Origin of the sequence: Sphingobacterium sp. UBA2610 (assembly GCF_002339225.1) — a bacterium.
GTDB classification, from domain to species: domain Bacteria; phylum Bacteroidota; class Bacteroidia; order Sphingobacteriales; family Sphingobacteriaceae; genus Sphingobacterium; species Sphingobacterium multivorum.
Genome location: NZ_DDKA01000023.1, coordinates 304,225 through 318,230, shown reverse-complemented (window position 1 = coordinate 318,230; position 14,006 = coordinate 304,225). Strand labels below are relative to the sequence as shown.

General features: G+C 40.1%; 16 protein-coding genes and 1 pseudogene. 8 read left to right on the top strand and 9 right to left on the bottom strand.

Annotated features, from left to right (window positions below):
• Positions 1 to 87: 87 nt before the first annotated feature.
• Complete coding sequence (locus B4Z47_RS17330) at positions 88 to 999, bottom strand: zinc dependent phospholipase C family protein (RefSeq protein ID WP_236560165.1); 912 nt, start codon at positions 997 to 999, stop codon at positions 88 to 90.
• A 219-nt stretch (positions 1,000 to 1,218) separates the two neighbouring features.
• Here B4Z47_RS17330 and B4Z47_RS17325 point away from each other — a divergent pair, with 219 nt between their 5' ends.
• Genes B4Z47_RS17325 through B4Z47_RS17315 form a run of 3 tightly spaced genes read left to right on the top strand, consistent with a single transcriptional unit; the run spans position 1,219 to position 3,835 of the window.
• The gene (locus B4Z47_RS17325) at positions 1,219 to 2,205 is read left to right on the top strand and encodes a glycosyltransferase family protein (RefSeq protein ID WP_046675898.1); all 987 of its coding nucleotides are present in this window, start codon (positions 1,219 to 1,221) and stop codon (positions 2,203 to 2,205) included.
• 6 nt (positions 2,206 to 2,211) lie between these two features.
• On the top strand, positions 2,212 to 2,943 hold the full coding sequence (locus B4Z47_RS17320; RefSeq protein WP_286727702.1) for an FKBP-type peptidyl-prolyl cis-trans isomerase: 732 nt from the start codon (positions 2,212 to 2,214) through the stop codon (positions 2,941 to 2,943).
• The gene (locus B4Z47_RS17315; RefSeq protein WP_070568711.1) at positions 2,930 to 3,835 is read left to right on the top strand and encodes an aldo/keto reductase; all 906 of its coding nucleotides are present in this window, start codon (positions 2,930 to 2,932) and stop codon (positions 3,833 to 3,835) included. The genes B4Z47_RS17320 and B4Z47_RS17315 overlap by 14 nt, the downstream gene beginning before the upstream one ends.
• 6 nt (positions 3,836 to 3,841) lie before the next feature.
• On the opposite strand, the gene kdsB is transcribed toward B4Z47_RS17315, so the two are convergent.
• The 4 genes from kdsB to mazG form a co-directional block, all read right to left on the bottom strand.
• Positions 3,842 to 4,585 carry a 3-deoxy-manno-octulosonate cytidylyltransferase gene (kdsB, locus tag B4Z47_RS17310; protein ID WP_070568708.1) on the bottom strand — a complete coding sequence of 248 codons (744 nt, stop codon included), beginning with the start codon at positions 4,583 to 4,585 and terminating at the stop codon, positions 3,842 to 3,844.
• Between the two features lie 88 nt (positions 4,586 to 4,673).
• Positions 4,674 to 5,291, bottom strand: a complete 618-nt coding sequence (locus B4Z47_RS17305) for a deoxynucleoside kinase (protein ID WP_046675902.1) — start codon at positions 5,289 to 5,291, stop codon at positions 4,674 to 4,676.
• A gap of 12 nt (positions 5,292 to 5,303) precedes the next feature.
• Positions 5,304 to 6,302: a tryptophan--tRNA ligase gene (gene trpS, locus B4Z47_RS17300; RefSeq protein ID WP_046675903.1), complete on the bottom strand. Its 999-nt coding sequence runs from the start codon at positions 6,300 to 6,302 to the stop codon at positions 5,304 to 5,306.
• Between the two features lie 76 nt (positions 6,303 to 6,378).
• Entirely contained in the window at positions 6,379 to 7,191 is an 813-nt protein-coding gene (mazG, locus tag B4Z47_RS17295; RefSeq protein WP_115048097.1) for a nucleoside triphosphate pyrophosphohydrolase, read from the bottom strand.
• 143 nt (positions 7,192 to 7,334) lie between these two features.
• Between mazG and B4Z47_RS17290 the strand changes: the two genes are divergently transcribed.
• The 4 genes from B4Z47_RS17290 to B4Z47_RS17275 all read left to right on the top strand — a co-directional run bounded on the left by B4Z47_RS17290 (position 7,335) and on the right by B4Z47_RS17275 (position 9,813).
• Positions 7,335 to 7,634, top strand: coding sequence for a hypothetical protein (locus tag B4Z47_RS17290; protein ID WP_046675905.1), 300 nt, complete (start codon positions 7,335 to 7,337; stop codon positions 7,632 to 7,634).
• Positions 7,635 to 7,638: 4 nt separating this feature from the next.
• On the top strand, positions 7,639 to 8,163 hold the full coding sequence (locus B4Z47_RS17285; protein ID WP_070568706.1) for a hypothetical protein: 525 nt from the start codon (positions 7,639 to 7,641) through the stop codon (positions 8,161 to 8,163).
• Positions 8,164 to 8,270: 107 nt separating this feature from the next.
• Positions 8,271 to 8,954: a hypothetical protein gene (locus B4Z47_RS17280; protein WP_046675907.1), complete on the top strand. Its 684-nt coding sequence runs from the start codon at positions 8,271 to 8,273 to the stop codon at positions 8,952 to 8,954.
• A gap of 109 nt (positions 8,955 to 9,063) precedes the next feature.
• Complete coding sequence (locus B4Z47_RS17275; protein ID WP_286727701.1) at positions 9,064 to 9,813, top strand: SDR family NAD(P)-dependent oxidoreductase; 750 nt, start codon at positions 9,064 to 9,066, stop codon at positions 9,811 to 9,813.
• Between the two features lie 226 nt (positions 9,814 to 10,039).
• Here the strand turns inward: B4Z47_RS17275 and B4Z47_RS17270 are convergent, their stop codons facing one another.
• From B4Z47_RS17270 to B4Z47_RS17255, 4 genes and pseudogenes are all read right to left on the bottom strand, one after another.
• Positions 10,040 to 11,599 carry a sulfatase family protein gene (locus tag B4Z47_RS17270; protein WP_115048099.1) on the bottom strand — a complete coding sequence of 520 codons (1,560 nt, stop codon included), beginning with the start codon at positions 11,597 to 11,599 and terminating at the stop codon, positions 10,040 to 10,042.
• A gap of 152 nt (positions 11,600 to 11,751) precedes the next feature.
• On the bottom strand, positions 11,752 to 12,336 hold the full coding sequence (locus B4Z47_RS17265) for a YdeI/OmpD-associated family protein (protein ID WP_236560166.1): 585 nt from the start codon (positions 12,334 to 12,336) through the stop codon (positions 11,752 to 11,754).
• Positions 12,337 to 12,344: 8 nt separating this feature from the next.
• Positions 12,345 to 12,863 carry an SRPBCC domain-containing protein gene (locus B4Z47_RS17260; RefSeq protein WP_312195394.1) on the bottom strand — a complete coding sequence of 173 codons (519 nt, stop codon included), beginning with the start codon at positions 12,861 to 12,863 and terminating at the stop codon, positions 12,345 to 12,347.
• A pseudogene (locus B4Z47_RS17255) lies at positions 12,811 to 13,130 on the bottom strand (ArsR/SmtB family transcription factor). Before B4Z47_RS17255 ends, B4Z47_RS17260 begins: the two are co-directional and overlap by 53 nt.
• A 208-nt stretch (positions 13,131 to 13,338) precedes the next feature.
• Here B4Z47_RS17255 and B4Z47_RS17250 point away from each other — a divergent pair.
• The gene (locus B4Z47_RS17250) at positions 13,339 to 13,971 is read left to right on the top strand and encodes a hypothetical protein (protein ID WP_070568694.1); all 633 of its coding nucleotides are present in this window, start codon (positions 13,339 to 13,341) and stop codon (positions 13,969 to 13,971) included.
• The last annotated feature ends 35 nt before the right edge of the window (positions 13,972 to 14,006 follow it).

The following is a 14,006-nucleotide window of genomic DNA, read 5'->3' as shown; positions in this document are numbered from 1 at the left end:
TACGCTGCAAAAGTAGCTTAGCAGATTAAAAAACAAATAGTCCGGTGTGAATAATACTGGTAGTCCGGATGATGTTTTATAGCCTTTTTACATCCATTCTTCTCTACCGATACGCTTTTTCCCTGTTATATCGATGTGATCTTGCTTGTTGGTGCTTTTTATTTTTTCGATGTTGGTCAAATCGGGTTGGCCAGATTCGAGCCAGGCGGAATACCAATAGGAGGCAACACGTAAGATGGTTTTTTGCATTCTCCTTTCTACCATACCGTTCATGGCTTCATGATAGGCTCTGGCATAATTATCAGAGTAGGTCCATACCAATTGATTGTTTCGTTCAATAAATGATTTTTTTTGAGATGCCTTAAATTGACGATCGAGACCAGCTTCAATCGTTAAGACAGAATCCACAAGGCGATTACTTTCGTAAACAATAACCCAGGCCTCTTGTAGAGGATCTTTGATATAGCTCGCTTTTCCGACGCGAAGGTTGTATTTTTCGGAAAACATTTCCGGTAAGCGGCTTTCCCAGAATGCATGTATGCCTAGTTGATTGGTGAGCTGTCCATTGTAATTTTTAGTCGTATGCAATGGAACATGGGCGTCTGCAATATAATGGCCCAGTTCTGCTGAGTGTTTGATGATTCGTTTATAATCTTTTGCTTGAAAGGCCTTAACAAGCTTTTGATAGGTAAGGTTGATTTGCCAGGGTACTATACCATTTTTTAACAATTGACTTTCTTGAAATCTTTCTTTGGCTTGTGACCAATGTAGGGGTATGGTGTCAATTGTACTTTCCTTAAGATAGTCCTCCATATCGATAAAATGTCTCGGGCCTTCAGCGCTATCTGTGAAGCAACGTTTGTCTGGATCGACCGCTTTTTCGGTAATAAGGTCGATATTGGATTTATAAAATTTTGCCAACTTTGCTGGTAGGGAGAAAACGGCATAATGATTAATTTTTTTATGCGCAAAAAATCCCCACGATGTTAAAATTAGCATGGCGATTATGCAAAGCATCTGATAAAATAGAGACTTCATGGGGTATCAAACTGGCTATTAATTAATTGTTGATATTAAATATACATAAAGGAAAATTAAAAATGGATTAACTGTATTTTTTATTGATGTTAATTTATATTTTCTTAACATAACTAAACAATAAAATAATATTGATACTCGTTAAAATTGATTAATTTGCCGACACAAAATGCAGTCGTTATGAAGATATTGTATGCCGTACAAGGGACAGGAAACGGACATCTGAGCCGTGCAATGGATATTGTCCCCTGTCTGAGGGAGTTAGGGGAAGTTGATGTTTTGGTTAGTGGAATTCAAGCGGATCTATCATTACCTTTTGAAGTGAAATACCGTTATCATGGGCTGAGTTTTATCTTCGGTAAATCCGGCGGGGTAGACCTGTGGAAAACTTTTATGAGTTCGACGATCCGCAAATTTACGAATGAAATTAAGAGCTTGCCCATCGAAAACTATGATTTGGTGATCAATGATTTTGAACCGATCTCTGCTTGGGCTTGTCATTCAAAAGATCTAGAATGCATTGGGCTGAGCCATCAGATCGCTGCTTTAGACCCCTCGAGCCCCAAGCCAGAAGATAGTGACATGTTGGGCAAATTTATCATGAAAAATTATGCCCCGTCTACCCATTCCTATGGTTTCCATTTCAAGCGGTACGGCAAGAACATTTATCCACCGGTTATCCGTAATGCTGTTCGTGAATTAAATGTCACCGATCAGGGACATTACACTGTTTACCTCCCCGCATATGACGATGCGCATCTTTTAAAGCATTTGATGAAGTTTCCGGACGTGAAATGGGATGTCTTTAGTAAACATAATTCAAAGGCATTTGACATGAAAAATGTAACGATAAGGCCGATCAATAACCAATCTTTTATTGATAGTATGGCATCTTCTTCTGGAGTTTTATGTGGGGCGGGTTTTGAAACACCGGCAGAAGCGTTATATTTGAAAAAGAAACTGTTAGTTATCCCAATGAAAAACCAGTATGAGCAGCATTTGAATGCAGCGTCATTGGAAGAGATGGGAGTGCCTGTAATTTCGAGTTTAAAACAGAAGAACATGCTGGCGATAGAAGCCTGGCTCAACAGTAAATCTAGGGTTGACGTTGATTACCCTAATATCACGCAAGAAATTATAAATGAAATCGTGCAGAAGCACCGTTAAACACACATGAAGTATATCGCATTAGCCCTATTATCCTTGACGACGGTCACAGGATTTGCTCAACAAAAAAAAACGAACACGACGGCAAAGAAGAAGGTCGTCGCAACTAAACCAAGTGCAACAAATCAACTGAAAACGAAGGCCGATTCTGTGTCTTATGCATTTGGTGCCGATATCGGAAATTCCCTAAAGTCTATTGAGATCGATTATTTGAAGTCAGATGTCATTGCAAAAGCAATTTCGGATGTTCTGAAAGGAGAGAAGTCTCTATTGGAAGAGGGGCAAGGAAGAGCTGTTATCCAACAGGCGATCATGGACGTTCGTGCTAAAAAAGAGGCTGCTAGCCGTGCTGAAGAAGATAAATTTTTTGCCGAAAATGCAAAGGTTGCTGGGATGAAATCTACAGCTGAGGGGATTCAATATCTTGTTCTAAGTCAAACCGAAGGGCCAAAACCAAAAAGTGACGATGAGGTAACAGTGCATTATAAAGGTACCTTATTGAATGGAAAGCAATTTGATAGCTCATATGACCGTAAGGAGCCGTTGAAACTATCCTTGGGTCAGGTGATCAAAGGTTGGCAGATTGGAATCCCGTTAATGTATAAGGGGGCAAAGTATAAATTTTTTATACCAAGCAGATTAGCGTATGGCGAACGGGCAACAGGTGAAATTCCGGCAAACAGCACATTGGTGTTTGAGGTAGAATTGCTTGATATTGGTGCAGATGGAACAACGTAAATTAGGTAATACAAGCTTAATCGTTTCGAAAATAGGTTTGGGCTGTATGTCGCTAAAAAGCAATCAGTCCAAACAATCGAAAGATATTATCCAAAAAGCTTACGAGAAAGGGATCACTTTCTTCGATACGGCTGATCTCTACGATAAGGGTCTAAATGAGATGATCGTTGGGGAAAGTGTGCAAAGCTTTCGCAAACATATTGTGTTGGCGTCGAAAGTTGGTAACCTTTGGCGTGCAGATGGATCAGGTTGGGATTGGAAGGCTTCAAAGGACTATATTATCAAGGCTGTGGAAGGTTCCTTGTCACGTTTAAAAACGGACTACATCGACCTCTATCAGTTACATGGTGGTACGATAGAAGATCCGATAGAGGAGATTGTTGAAGCGTTTGAGTTGTTGAAGAAACAAGGGAAAATCCGTGCTTATGGTCTTTCATCAATTCGCCCAAATGTTATTAAGGCATTTTTATCCAAATCTGATATGGCCTCAGTTATGATGCAATACAGCTTATTGGATAGAAGACCTGAAGAAGAAATCAGTAGCTTATTGGAAGAACGGGGGGTAAGTATCGTCGTACGCGGCGTATTAGCCAAAGGTGTTCTCATTAACAAACCTATTGAACCTTTCTTGCAGTATAGTTCGGGAGAGGTGGCCCATATCGTGAGAAACTTGGCAAATCTTTCCAAACGTATCGGAAAAGACAATATGATTGTTGCTCTTTCTTATGTGCTTTCTAATGTAGCAGTAGCAACAGCACTTGTTGGTGTGAGTACCAAATTGCAATTGGATGAATTGATCAGAGCAAAAGAGCAGATGATCAAATTCAGTGATTCGGATAAGCAGCTTCTATTGGAAGGTGTCCGGTCGTTATACTATACCGAACACCGGTAAGCTTTACTATTTATTGAAAAATAGTCTTAATATTTTAGCGAGGTCTTCTTTTGTATCCACAGCGACAGTTTCATGCGTTGTAATTGCCGTTTGAATGGCGTAACCATTTTCTAACCAGCGCAGCTGTTCCAATGCTTCTGCTTCTTCTAGCATAGAAATAGGAAGTTGTGTCAGGGCTTTTAATGTATCTACCTGGTAGGCATATATTCCGATATGTTTATAGAATGTTTGCTTGTGTAGCCATTGGTCTTTTTCCACAGCTCTTAAAAAAGGAATGGTCTGCCGACTGAAGTAGATGGCTTCTCCTTTGGTGTTTCGGACAACTTTGGGTATGTTTACATTAAATAGTTCCTCTTCTGCTGTAATTTCCTTGACCAAGGTCGCAATCTGCGTAGTGGTATCTTCAAAACAACTTGCTAAAAGATCAATTTGTGCGGGGTCGATAAAGGGTTCGTCACCCTGTATATTGATGGCAACATCATAGCCTCCTATATTTGTTATGACTTCGGCGCAACGATCTGTTCCCGATTGGTGATGCGCTGCGGTCATGACGACTTCGCCACCAAAAGAGCGTACAGTCTGTGCGATGCGTTGGTCGTCAGTAGCAACAACAACCTCGTTTAATTTTGTTGATTTTTTGACCTGTTCGTAGACACGCTGGATCATCGTTTTTCCTTCGATGTCGATTAGCGGTTTTCCAGGGAATCTACTCGATGCATATCGGGCAGGAATAATACCTAAAAATTTCATTTTTTATTTTTTATCATTGGCTGAGGAAATGCGCGTTTATTAAAAAGCCTGTAAAATCAATTGACTTACAGGCTTTTTGATATCGCAGTTATTCGAACAATCCAAATAATTCGGCTTCGATCTTTTGAATGATATTTCCGAGGTCCTCTGGGTTTGTGGTAAAATCCAGATTGTCTTTGTCGAGAATCATGACCTTACCGTCTTTGTAATTATTGATCCATTTATCGTATTTATCGTTTAGCTTTGACAAATAATCCAAACGAATTGCAGACTCATAATCACGGCCCCTTTTTTGGATATTATTCACCAGGGTAGGGACAGAGGCTTTGAGGTATATCAATAAATCCGGCGGTTTGATATAGTGGATGATGCTTTGAAAAATATTACTATAGTTTTCAAAATCACGTGCGCTCATTAAGCCCATATCATACAAGTTTTCGGCAAAGATATAAGCATCTTCATAAATGGTACGGTCCTGAATCATATCAATGCCGGTTTCCTGCAATTTTACAATATGTCTAAAGCGACTGTTGAGGAAAAAAATCTGAAGATTGAAAGCCCAGCGTTTCATGTCCGAATAAAAATCTTCCAGATAAGGGTTGTTGTCTACAGCTTCAAACTGAGGTTCAAATTTAAAGTGACTGGCCAACATTTCGGTTAATGTTGTTTTGCCGGCACCTATATTTCCAACGATAGCTATGTGCATATTATTTCTAGCTTAATAAAATCTTCTAATACCAATAATCTCACGAACTTCTTTCAGGGTCTTGCGTGCGGACTCGCTTGCTTTTTCAGCGCCCATTTTTGCAACTTTAGCAATGTATGCATCATCGTTTGATATTTCTTCAATACGGGAGCGTACATCGTTGGTGGCAAGGACCATATCTTCGGCCAATTGCTTTTTGAAATCACCATAACGAATTTCACATTTGTTATAGAGTTCATCAAAATGCTGTAATGTGTCTGCAGTAGATACGACCTTCATTAAGTCAAAAAGATTTTGGATAGCTTCAGGTTTAGGCTGGTTCATCTCCGTCGGGCCTGAATCCGATACTGCGCGCATCACCTTTTTACGAATTACGGTTTCACTATCCGATAGATAAATACAATCAGCTTCACCGTTAGATTTACCCATTTTTCCTTGGCCTGCAAGTCCAGGAACTTTCACCAATTTGTCAGAATAGGAGAACGCAAATGCCTCTTTAAAATAATCTACATTATATAAGCGATTGAAGCGGTTACCAAAAGTCCGCGTCATCTCCAAATGTTGTTCCTGATCTTTTCCTACCGGAACTTTTGTGCCATGGTGAATCAATATATCACAGGCCATCAAGACGGGGTAGGTCAACAAACCTGCGTTAACATTGTCGGGATTGCTTCTAACTTTATCTTTAAAAGCTGTAGCGCGTTCAAGCTCGCCGAGATAGGCGTTCATATTCATGTATAGATAGAGTTCCGCGACTTCTGGAACATCAGATTGAACGTAAATAGTCGATTTTTCAGGGTCTATTCCTGCTGCTAAATATTCAACAATAACTTGGCGAACCGTTCCCTGAAGCCCATGAGGAGTGGGGTGGGTCGTTAGTGAATGTAAATCCGCAATGAAAAAAAAGCAATTATATTCGTTTTGCATTTTCACAAAATTGCTCAATGCGCCGTAATAATTTCCTAAATGTAATTTTCCGGTACTTCTGATACCGCTAACAACTGTTTCCATATTGCTGCGAATTTACGCATAAATTTGACAAAGTCGAATTAAATTCGGTCGCTGCCCGCCTTTTATAGGAATTGCTTTATTTTTTCAATTTTTTAGCTTCATTCCAATAAATGTCCATTTCTGCTAAACTCATTTCCTGCAGTTGCTGCTTATTTTCGGCTGCTTTTTGTTCCAGATAGGTGAAGCGTGCAATGAATTTTTTGTTGGTACGTTCAAGCGCATTTTCGGGGTTTATACCCATATGCCGTGCATAATTTATCAAGGAGAATAAGAGGTCGCCAAATTCGCCTTCCGCTTTTTCCTGATCCATTGGAAGTGCTGTCTCTAGATTAAATTCAGCTTTAAATTCGGCCAGTTCTTCCTCTACTTTTTCCCATACTTGTTTCTTATCTTCCCAGTCAAAGCCGACACCGCGCACTTTATCTTGAATACGATACGCCTTCACCAATGCGGGCAAACCTTTCGGGACGCCAGAAAGAACAGATGTGTTGCCTTCTTTGAGCTTGATTGTTTCCCAATTGGATTTGACTTGATCTTCTGTATCGGCATTAGTGTTACCGTAGATGTGGGGATGCCGCGTAATCAATTTATCACAGATTGCATTAAGTACGTCTACGATATTGAACTGTCCCTCTTCTTCGGCAATGCGCGCATAGAATACAAGGTGCATCAAGACGTCACCAAGTTCTTTTTTTATTTCGGGATAATCTTTTTCCAAAATGGCATCGGTCAATTCATACATTTCCTCCATCGTCAAATGGCGAAGGGTTTCCATGGTCTGTTTCTTATCCCAAGGACATTCAATCCGTAAGGTATATAAGACATCGAGTAATCGTTGAAATGCCAATTGAGGTGTATGCTGATAAGCTGGTGCTGCTAGATTTGCCATATTTCATCGTGTTTGGTAGCACAAAAGTAGACATATGATTTTGAATAAACTATTTCAATTTGCGGAAAACAAAACCCTTTTGTCAATCGTTTTATAATAAATTATAAAAATTAGAATTTAGATCGGATTTAGAACAATCAACTATGGAAAGAATGCATGGATACTCCTCTGCAAGTGTTGCCTTGGAAAAGTTAAACAACTTAGGTTACACAATAGACTATAATATCGAATTTGACGATTTGTTGGCTCATGCTGATGAGTATAAAATTGACTACTTATTTCGCTACGAAGGGGCGTCAGATCCTGATGATGAATCGACTGTATATGGTATCAGCAAAAATTCAGGACAGAAAGGCGTTTTTGTTGCTGGCAATTTATCTTTGATTGAAGGTAAAAAGCGCGATATTCTATTACAATTAGAGCTTAGGGAACGGGAGCGGTAGTCTTATGGGAAAAAATGAAATGGAAACCACCGAGCGGCTTGAGCAGCTTAAACTTTGGGCCCTGAAACGGGATGGTAAAGATGCGGCAGCGGAATATCATGATCTCGGGTCAGATCGTTGGTTGCAGGTGTATAGAAATGAAGCGCTCAACCTGATGAAATCTGGCGCCTACGACAAAGGGTCGAGGCTGTTTGAGTCATATGCTGAGGTTCACTACCCACACGAACTGGAAAAATTGATTGGCAAATTGGAGCGTAGTTACGACAGCTTACAGCGTTTTAGCCCAGGATTGCTTGAAGATGGTTTTTATAATCTCGTGTTGGGTGATATTCCTTTGCTTATGGCAGGTACGATCGTCGTTTTGCTTCGAACCAAAGAGTCTGATTTTCCAGCCGTTTATAATAATGATGCCGATGCCGACATGCGAAGTTCTCCAAATTGGCTTATACAGCAGTCAAACAGCGCTATTTGGGTGGATATGCACCAAACCGCATTAAATAATATTCACTACCCGGATAAAATTCTTTAGTCTGGCAAAATTTTTGTAGCCGATTGTATTAAAAAAAAGGAAAACTAACTAGGTTGTTCCTTTTTTGGATTTTTATTGAATTATAAACCCATTTTAAATTTTATTTTATGATGTTGTACATCGGCATTTTTGCTGTTATCGTTGTGGCTTGCGTGTTTTTTTCTCTTATGATGATGAAAAAGCAAAAGGAAACGGCCAAAAAATATGAAGGTGAATCCGGGATTGGCCTAGCCCCAGGTGTAAAAGATGAATTGTTAAATGATGAATTTAGCGAATTAAGAAAACAATTGAACGGCGCTCCAATCGACGCCTTTACGCAATGCGCGTATATTGCAACGGTTGGGGATAAAGTTGCTTCGGCTGCGGCGACAGCAGCGAAGACTGTTGCTTGGGCGGCTGTAGGAGTAAAGGCTCGTTACAATGAACGGGATAACGCTTCTTATCTGGTGCTTAGCAACAACGAATTGCATTACGTATTTTTTGATGAGGGGGAGGTGAGAGACCATTTGGTTTTCGATCATGAAACCTTGCTCAATGCACGGACTGCGCAGATTACAAATGCTGAAAAGGTAACGCGTATGGGCTCCGTTATGGGCTTGAAACCTAAGAAAATGCATCTTGACCTCAATGGAAATGGGCTCGATATCATGTATTATGGCACTGTTCAGCGTATGCCGCATGGTATTATTTCTCCAGGTTCAGGTATGTTTGAAACGCAAGCCAAGCTCCAATTGATGGGGCGTTTGTTTTTGGATAGATTATATAAAAAATATCCGCAGCTACAGAACTAACCCGTCTAGAAATGTCATTTTAGTTTCGATTTAAATGAAGTAAATGTCCGCTTCTGCTTTATTCCGCGTTGCTTTTAGTAAATTGTATTTATCATAAAATTTATAACATATGAAAATTTTAGCAGATAAAGTAGCTTTGGTAACAGGAGCTGGTTCGGGGATCGGCCAGGCTGTTGCACTGGCTTATGGTAAAGAAGGAGCAAAGGTCGTTGTCTCAGATATCAATGAGCAAGCGGGCCAAGAAACAGTAAAACAAATTGAATCTCTGGGAGGAGAGGCCGCGTTCTTTAAAGCAGATAGCTCATCTCCGACTGACAATGAGGCGTTGGTAGCTTTTGCAGTCAAAACATTTGGTCGGCTCGATATTGCCTGTAATAACGCGGGTATTGGGGGAGAGACTGCCCTAACTGGAGAGTATAGTCTAGATGGCTGGAAAAAAGTCATCGATATTAATTTCAATGGCGTATTTTATGGCTGTAAATATCAGCTGGAGGCGATGGAAAAAAATGGAGGCGGAGTTATTGTGAATATGGCTTCCATTCATGGTACTGTTGCTGCGCCAATGTCAAGTGCCTATGCTGCAGCCAAACATGCTGTTGTGGGATTGACAAAGAACATTGGTGCAGAATATGGTCAAAAAAATATTCGTTGCAATGCGGTCGGACCCGGCTACATTGATACCCCGTTATTGGCGAAGTTGGATAAAGAGCATATCAATGCATTAATCGGTAAACACCCTATTGGACGTTTGGGAAAGGCCGAAGAAGTCGCTGAACTGGTTCTTTTCCTAAGTTCGGATAAATCCTCCTTTATGACAGGAGGGTACTATTTAGTTGATGGTGGATATACCGCTGTTTAACAGAGGTCGTTTAATAAAAACGGGGATCCAAAGCTGGATCCCCGTTTTTATTATAATTGAGTTGACGATGGTTGGCAGCAGGTCCATATCATCCATTAAAATAATAACGGTGTTTGGGGGTGGAGCCGGTTTATTCCCATCTGTAATGGAAGCTGCAGAAGCGTCAAGGGTAAATAAGAATGGTATAAACGAAAATAGATGCTTTAAATCCATCGCTTGTAATTAATTATTTAACGGTTAAGTGTTCTTGCTTGAGGACCTGCTGAAAAGCGGGTCTTGTTGCATCATCATCGCCTGCTTCGGCTTTTAGTTTAGTCAGCTTTTTCTTCAACCGGGCAATTTCTTTGACATATTTTTTGTCTAGAATGGCGTTGTGTGTTTCCATGGGGTCCTGATGTAGATCATAGAATTCCCAGGCTGGTGCTGTTGTTTTGGAGTCACTACCTGTCATTTCTAAGGGCTGTCCGTAAAAATAAATCAGTTTGTAACGTTCATCACGGACTCCCAGGTGGGCAGGGCGTATTGGTGCATGTTGCCAGTAACGGTAATATAGGGCAGAGCGCCATGCTTTGGATGTATTTCCTTTGAGGTTATTCCGGAAGCTTTCGCCTTGGATGTAAGCGGGTTTTTTGATGCCGGCATAGTCTGCAAATAGCGCAGCGAAATCGATATTTGGAATCATATCGTCTAATCGACTACCTGCTTTGATTTCTTTGGGGTAGCTGATTACAAAAGGCATGCGCAGTGATTCTTCGTACATGAGACGTTTATCCATGAAATTGTGTTCTCCCAAGAAGTAACCTTGATCGGAAGCTAGGATCACAACGGTATTTTCGTCCAAATTTGCGGTTTTAAGGTAATGCATAATTTTTCCCAGATTATCATCAATCCCAGCGACGCAACGCAGATAATCTTTGATGAACTTTTGGTAGATCTTTTTGCGAGCTTCTAAAGGGTCCATTCCTTTTGTTGAAAACGGAAGCTCGGGATAAGATGTCCAAAAGGGGCCAACCGAAGCTTGCTCATAACGGCGGCCAAGCTCTTCCAAGGGTTGGCCTTCAAAAGAGCGTCCAGTCGTGATTGCTCCTGAGTCCAAAAATGTAGGAGGATAAGGAAACTCCACATCTTTGTAGTAATCTTTGAATCGCTCAGCAAAATCAAAGGGTTCATGGGTCGCCTTGTAATGACACATTAAAAAGAAGGGTTTGTCTGGGTCGCGTGATTTTAACCAGTCCAGACTCATCGTTGTGGTGATATCATCTACATAGCCTTCGTAAGGTGTGCCAGCCTCTTCCTTATCATTCCAATTGTCTTTAGAGAGGTAAGTCGGGTTATGATAAACACCGTGTCCAGGTAGAACTTTAAAATCGTCAAATCCACTTGGCCTCTTTTTTAGGTGCCATTTTCCAAAAACAGCAGTTTGGTAGCCTGCATGGTGCAGATCCTTAGCGATGTTTTCCTTATCGGGATCCAAAGCATCTTCAAGTGTGTAAACTTGGTTTTTATTACTGTACTGTCCTGTCAGTATGGTTGCACGGCTAGGGGTGCAAATGGAATTTGTACAGAAGGTATTATTGAGCACCGCCCCTTGACTGGCTAATTTTTCAATATTCGGATTTTTGATAAAATCTTTTAAAATACCACCGTATACGCCCCATGCCTGGGCCGTGAAATCGTCCGTCAGGATAAAGACGATATTGGGGCGTTGTGTTGCGTTGTTCTTTTTCTGTGCTTGTGAAAAAATGGGCAAGAGGCCGCAGAGGAGCAATACTAATTTTTTATTCATGTGAATTCAGCGATATATGAGTCGACGAATTGAGTATACCGGATTACGATAATTGCTATAATCGTTCGTCTTGGTCTAGTTCTGTCTATTTGATTGTAGACAAATCTACTCTTTATAGACTACTATATCGCGAATAAACTGTAATAAATATGTTAGTCATCGACACCTTTTCCATCGAGAATATGCTGGTAGTATTTTTCGATTCTTGCCTCGCGAGTTTTCACTTGTTTTGCCTGGTTAAAGTAGAATAGATACCCTTTTTGCCGACCAGGCGTAAGTGATTGAAAGGCTTTTTGGAGCAAAGGGTCTTCCAGTAAGGCGCGCTTAAATTCTTCTGGTACAGGGTAATCAGTAGCTTTTCGCATGTCCACTTTCTTACCTGATTTTTCAATTTCGATGGCTTCCTGAATATATGCCGATATCACCTCTCGTAATGATTCAATCTGTTCAACAGTGGTGAATCTAAGCTGTCTGGCCGATTGAACATTTTCGGTTTGCTGGATCAATATATTTTTGGGATCTTTTAATAATGCACCTTTGTGGAATAGCAGTGCACAGTATTCTTTAAACCCGTGTATCAATACGACATTTTTACCTTCAAATGTATAACAAGGGTGCATCCATTTATAATCCTCTTGCAGTGTTTTATTGCCACGGACAATTTCTCTCAACAGATTGAATTCTTCATTCCATCTTGTCGCATTTTCAAAAAAATGTTCAATTTTTGGATTCATCATGTAGTGCTTTAGGTAAGTTTGGAAAGAATTTCTTGTAATCTGTTGTGCGCCATATTGATTCCTTGCGCAAAAGGCATCTGTAGCAGCTGGTTTCTAAACGCGACCGACTGAAATATAATATGGATGTGAAGCCTGCTACGTTCTGCACCTATTTTTTCAAATGTTAAATATTCCAATTGTACGGGAAATGTACTGTTTTCCATTTCAAACGTCCGTGTGATACGTTGATTGGGCAGGAATTCGTGTATCGTTCCATTTGCTTTGAACATGACCTGGCCATTATGGGAAGTTTCAAACGCATAGGAGCCATGCGTTTTATTTTCCAATTTTAGGACTTTGGTTCCCATCCACTGTTCAAAAATTTCGGGATCCTCGTATGCTTTGAAGAGCAGTTCAACAGGTAAATCGAACTCTCTTGTAATGACAATCTCCTGTTTATTATCCTCAGCCTGTACGTTGGTTTTTACCTCCATATTATTTGTTCTTGTAGTTTTGCATAATAGCTTCCAATTTATTGAATCTGTCATCCCACATTTGACGAAAGGTTCGATGAAATCTGCAATTTCTTTCATCTTCGTTGGGTTGAGTTGATAGTATATCTCACGTCCATTTTGTTGAGACTTTAATAACTCACATGTTGTCAATATTTGTAAATGTTTTGAAACTGTCGGTCTTGCGGTGTTGAAGTTGGCTGCAATTGCACCTGCAGTCATGGCTTGTGAGGCCAAAAGAAGTAAGATCGCTCTTCTTGTTGGATCTGCTATAGCTTGGAAAACATCTCGTCTTAAGTTCATTTTGAAGTCATTTGACTACGAATATACGTGTAGTTATTTAGCTACGCAAATATTTTTTACATTTCTGTAGAGAAAATCGGTTGGCAGAAAAGGAGATGACGAATAAAAATTCTTTCCTGGCGGATTTAAAATGAAAACAATCGAGAATTAAACCTACTGATCAATGTTTGGCGAATAATGCTAAATTAGGGTAATTAATTATAACAAGATGAAAACACAGTTATCGTACTTAAAAAAATTGAGCGTATTGGGGACGAAAACTTTAGTCAAATATTATTTGCTGGCTATTGTTTCGACTTTACTTTATTTGGTGGTTGGTAGTTTACAATTTAATGCTAGTCATGAAGCTTTCTTTTCGACAGTCAGTCCTGTACAAGCCGTGGCTAAATTCCTTTGGTTGATTGGATTGATCCTGCTACCTGTATTACTTTTTATTTTCAGCAACAAATATGTGTTTTCGAAGATTGCAAGTCTTGTCGTGGAGGAAAGGCAGGATGATCTCATTCTTCCGGCATTTGACAAAGTACTCTTAATTTTTCAATCAAATCAGCCCGATGTAATACAAAATGTCGCTGATTATTCGTTTGCGAAACTTAAACTGATTAATGACGTAAAAAATACCAAAATTGAGAGCCCTTGGGTGCGACGCATTGTCATTTTTGGTCTGAACAAAGTGAAGTTTGATTCTTTGGATTTGGACAATAACACTAGCTTCTATGCTATTATAAGGTCAAAGTTTATTGGTGTACTCGAAATATTGACCACAGCAAGTAGTAAGCCATTTTGGACATGTATTCTTGTCCAATGGCTTATGCTACTTTTTGTTTGGCTGACCAACTAAATGCGTTGATCACTGCAAGCAAGCAAGCAAGCAAG

Bases quoted from the DNA above. Each gene is read 5' to 3' on its own strand.
- B4Z47_RS17280 (WP_046675907.1), top strand. From the start codon at position 8,271: ATGATGTTGTACATCGGCATTTTTGCTGTTATCGTTGTGGCTTGCGTG.
- trpS (WP_046675903.1), bottom strand. From the start codon at position 6,302: ATGGAAACAGTTGTTAGCGGTATCAGAAGTACCGGAAAATTACATTTA.
- B4Z47_RS17265 (WP_236560166.1), bottom strand. From the start codon at position 12,336: ATGATGAATCCAAAAATTGAACATTTTTTTGAAAATGCGACAAGATGG.
- B4Z47_RS17270 (WP_115048099.1), bottom strand. From the start codon at position 11,599: ATGAATAAAAAATTAGTATTGCTCCTCTGCGGCCTCTTGCCCATTTTT.
- kdsB (WP_070568708.1), bottom strand. From the start codon at position 4,585: ATGAAATTTTTAGGTATTATTCCTGCCCGATATGCATCGAGTAGATTC.
- B4Z47_RS17330 (WP_236560165.1), bottom strand. From the start codon at position 999: ATGCTAATTTTAACATCGTGGGGATTTTTTGCGCATAAAAAAATTAAT.
- B4Z47_RS17275 (WP_286727701.1), top strand. From the start codon at position 9,064: ATGAAAATTTTAGCAGATAAAGTAGCTTTGGTAACAGGAGCTGGTTCG.
- mazG (WP_115048097.1), bottom strand. From the start codon at position 7,191: ATGGCAAATCTAGCAGCACCAGCTTATCAGCATACACCTCAATTGGCA.
- B4Z47_RS17315 (WP_070568711.1), top strand. From the start codon at position 2,930: ATGGAACAACGTAAATTAGGTAATACAAGCTTAATCGTTTCGAAAATA.
- B4Z47_RS17305 (WP_046675902.1), bottom strand. From the start codon at position 5,291: ATGCACATAGCTATCGTTGGAAATATAGGTGCCGGCAAAACAACATTA.
- B4Z47_RS17260 (WP_312195394.1), bottom strand. From the start codon at position 12,863: ATGACAGATTCAATAAATTGGAAGCTATTATGCAAAACTACAAGAACA.
- B4Z47_RS17320 (WP_286727702.1), top strand. From the start codon at position 2,212: ATGAAGTATATCGCATTAGCCCTATTATCCTTGACGACGGTCACAGGA.
- B4Z47_RS17325 (WP_046675898.1), top strand. From the start codon at position 1,219: ATGAAGATATTGTATGCCGTACAAGGGACAGGAAACGGACATCTGAGC.
- B4Z47_RS17285 (WP_070568706.1), top strand. From the start codon at position 7,639: ATGGGAAAAAATGAAATGGAAACCACCGAGCGGCTTGAGCAGCTTAAA.
- B4Z47_RS17290 (WP_046675905.1), top strand. From the start codon at position 7,335: ATGGAAAGAATGCATGGATACTCCTCTGCAAGTGTTGCCTTGGAAAAG.
- B4Z47_RS17250 (WP_070568694.1), top strand. From the start codon at position 13,339: ATGAAAACACAGTTATCGTACTTAAAAAAATTGAGCGTATTGGGGACG.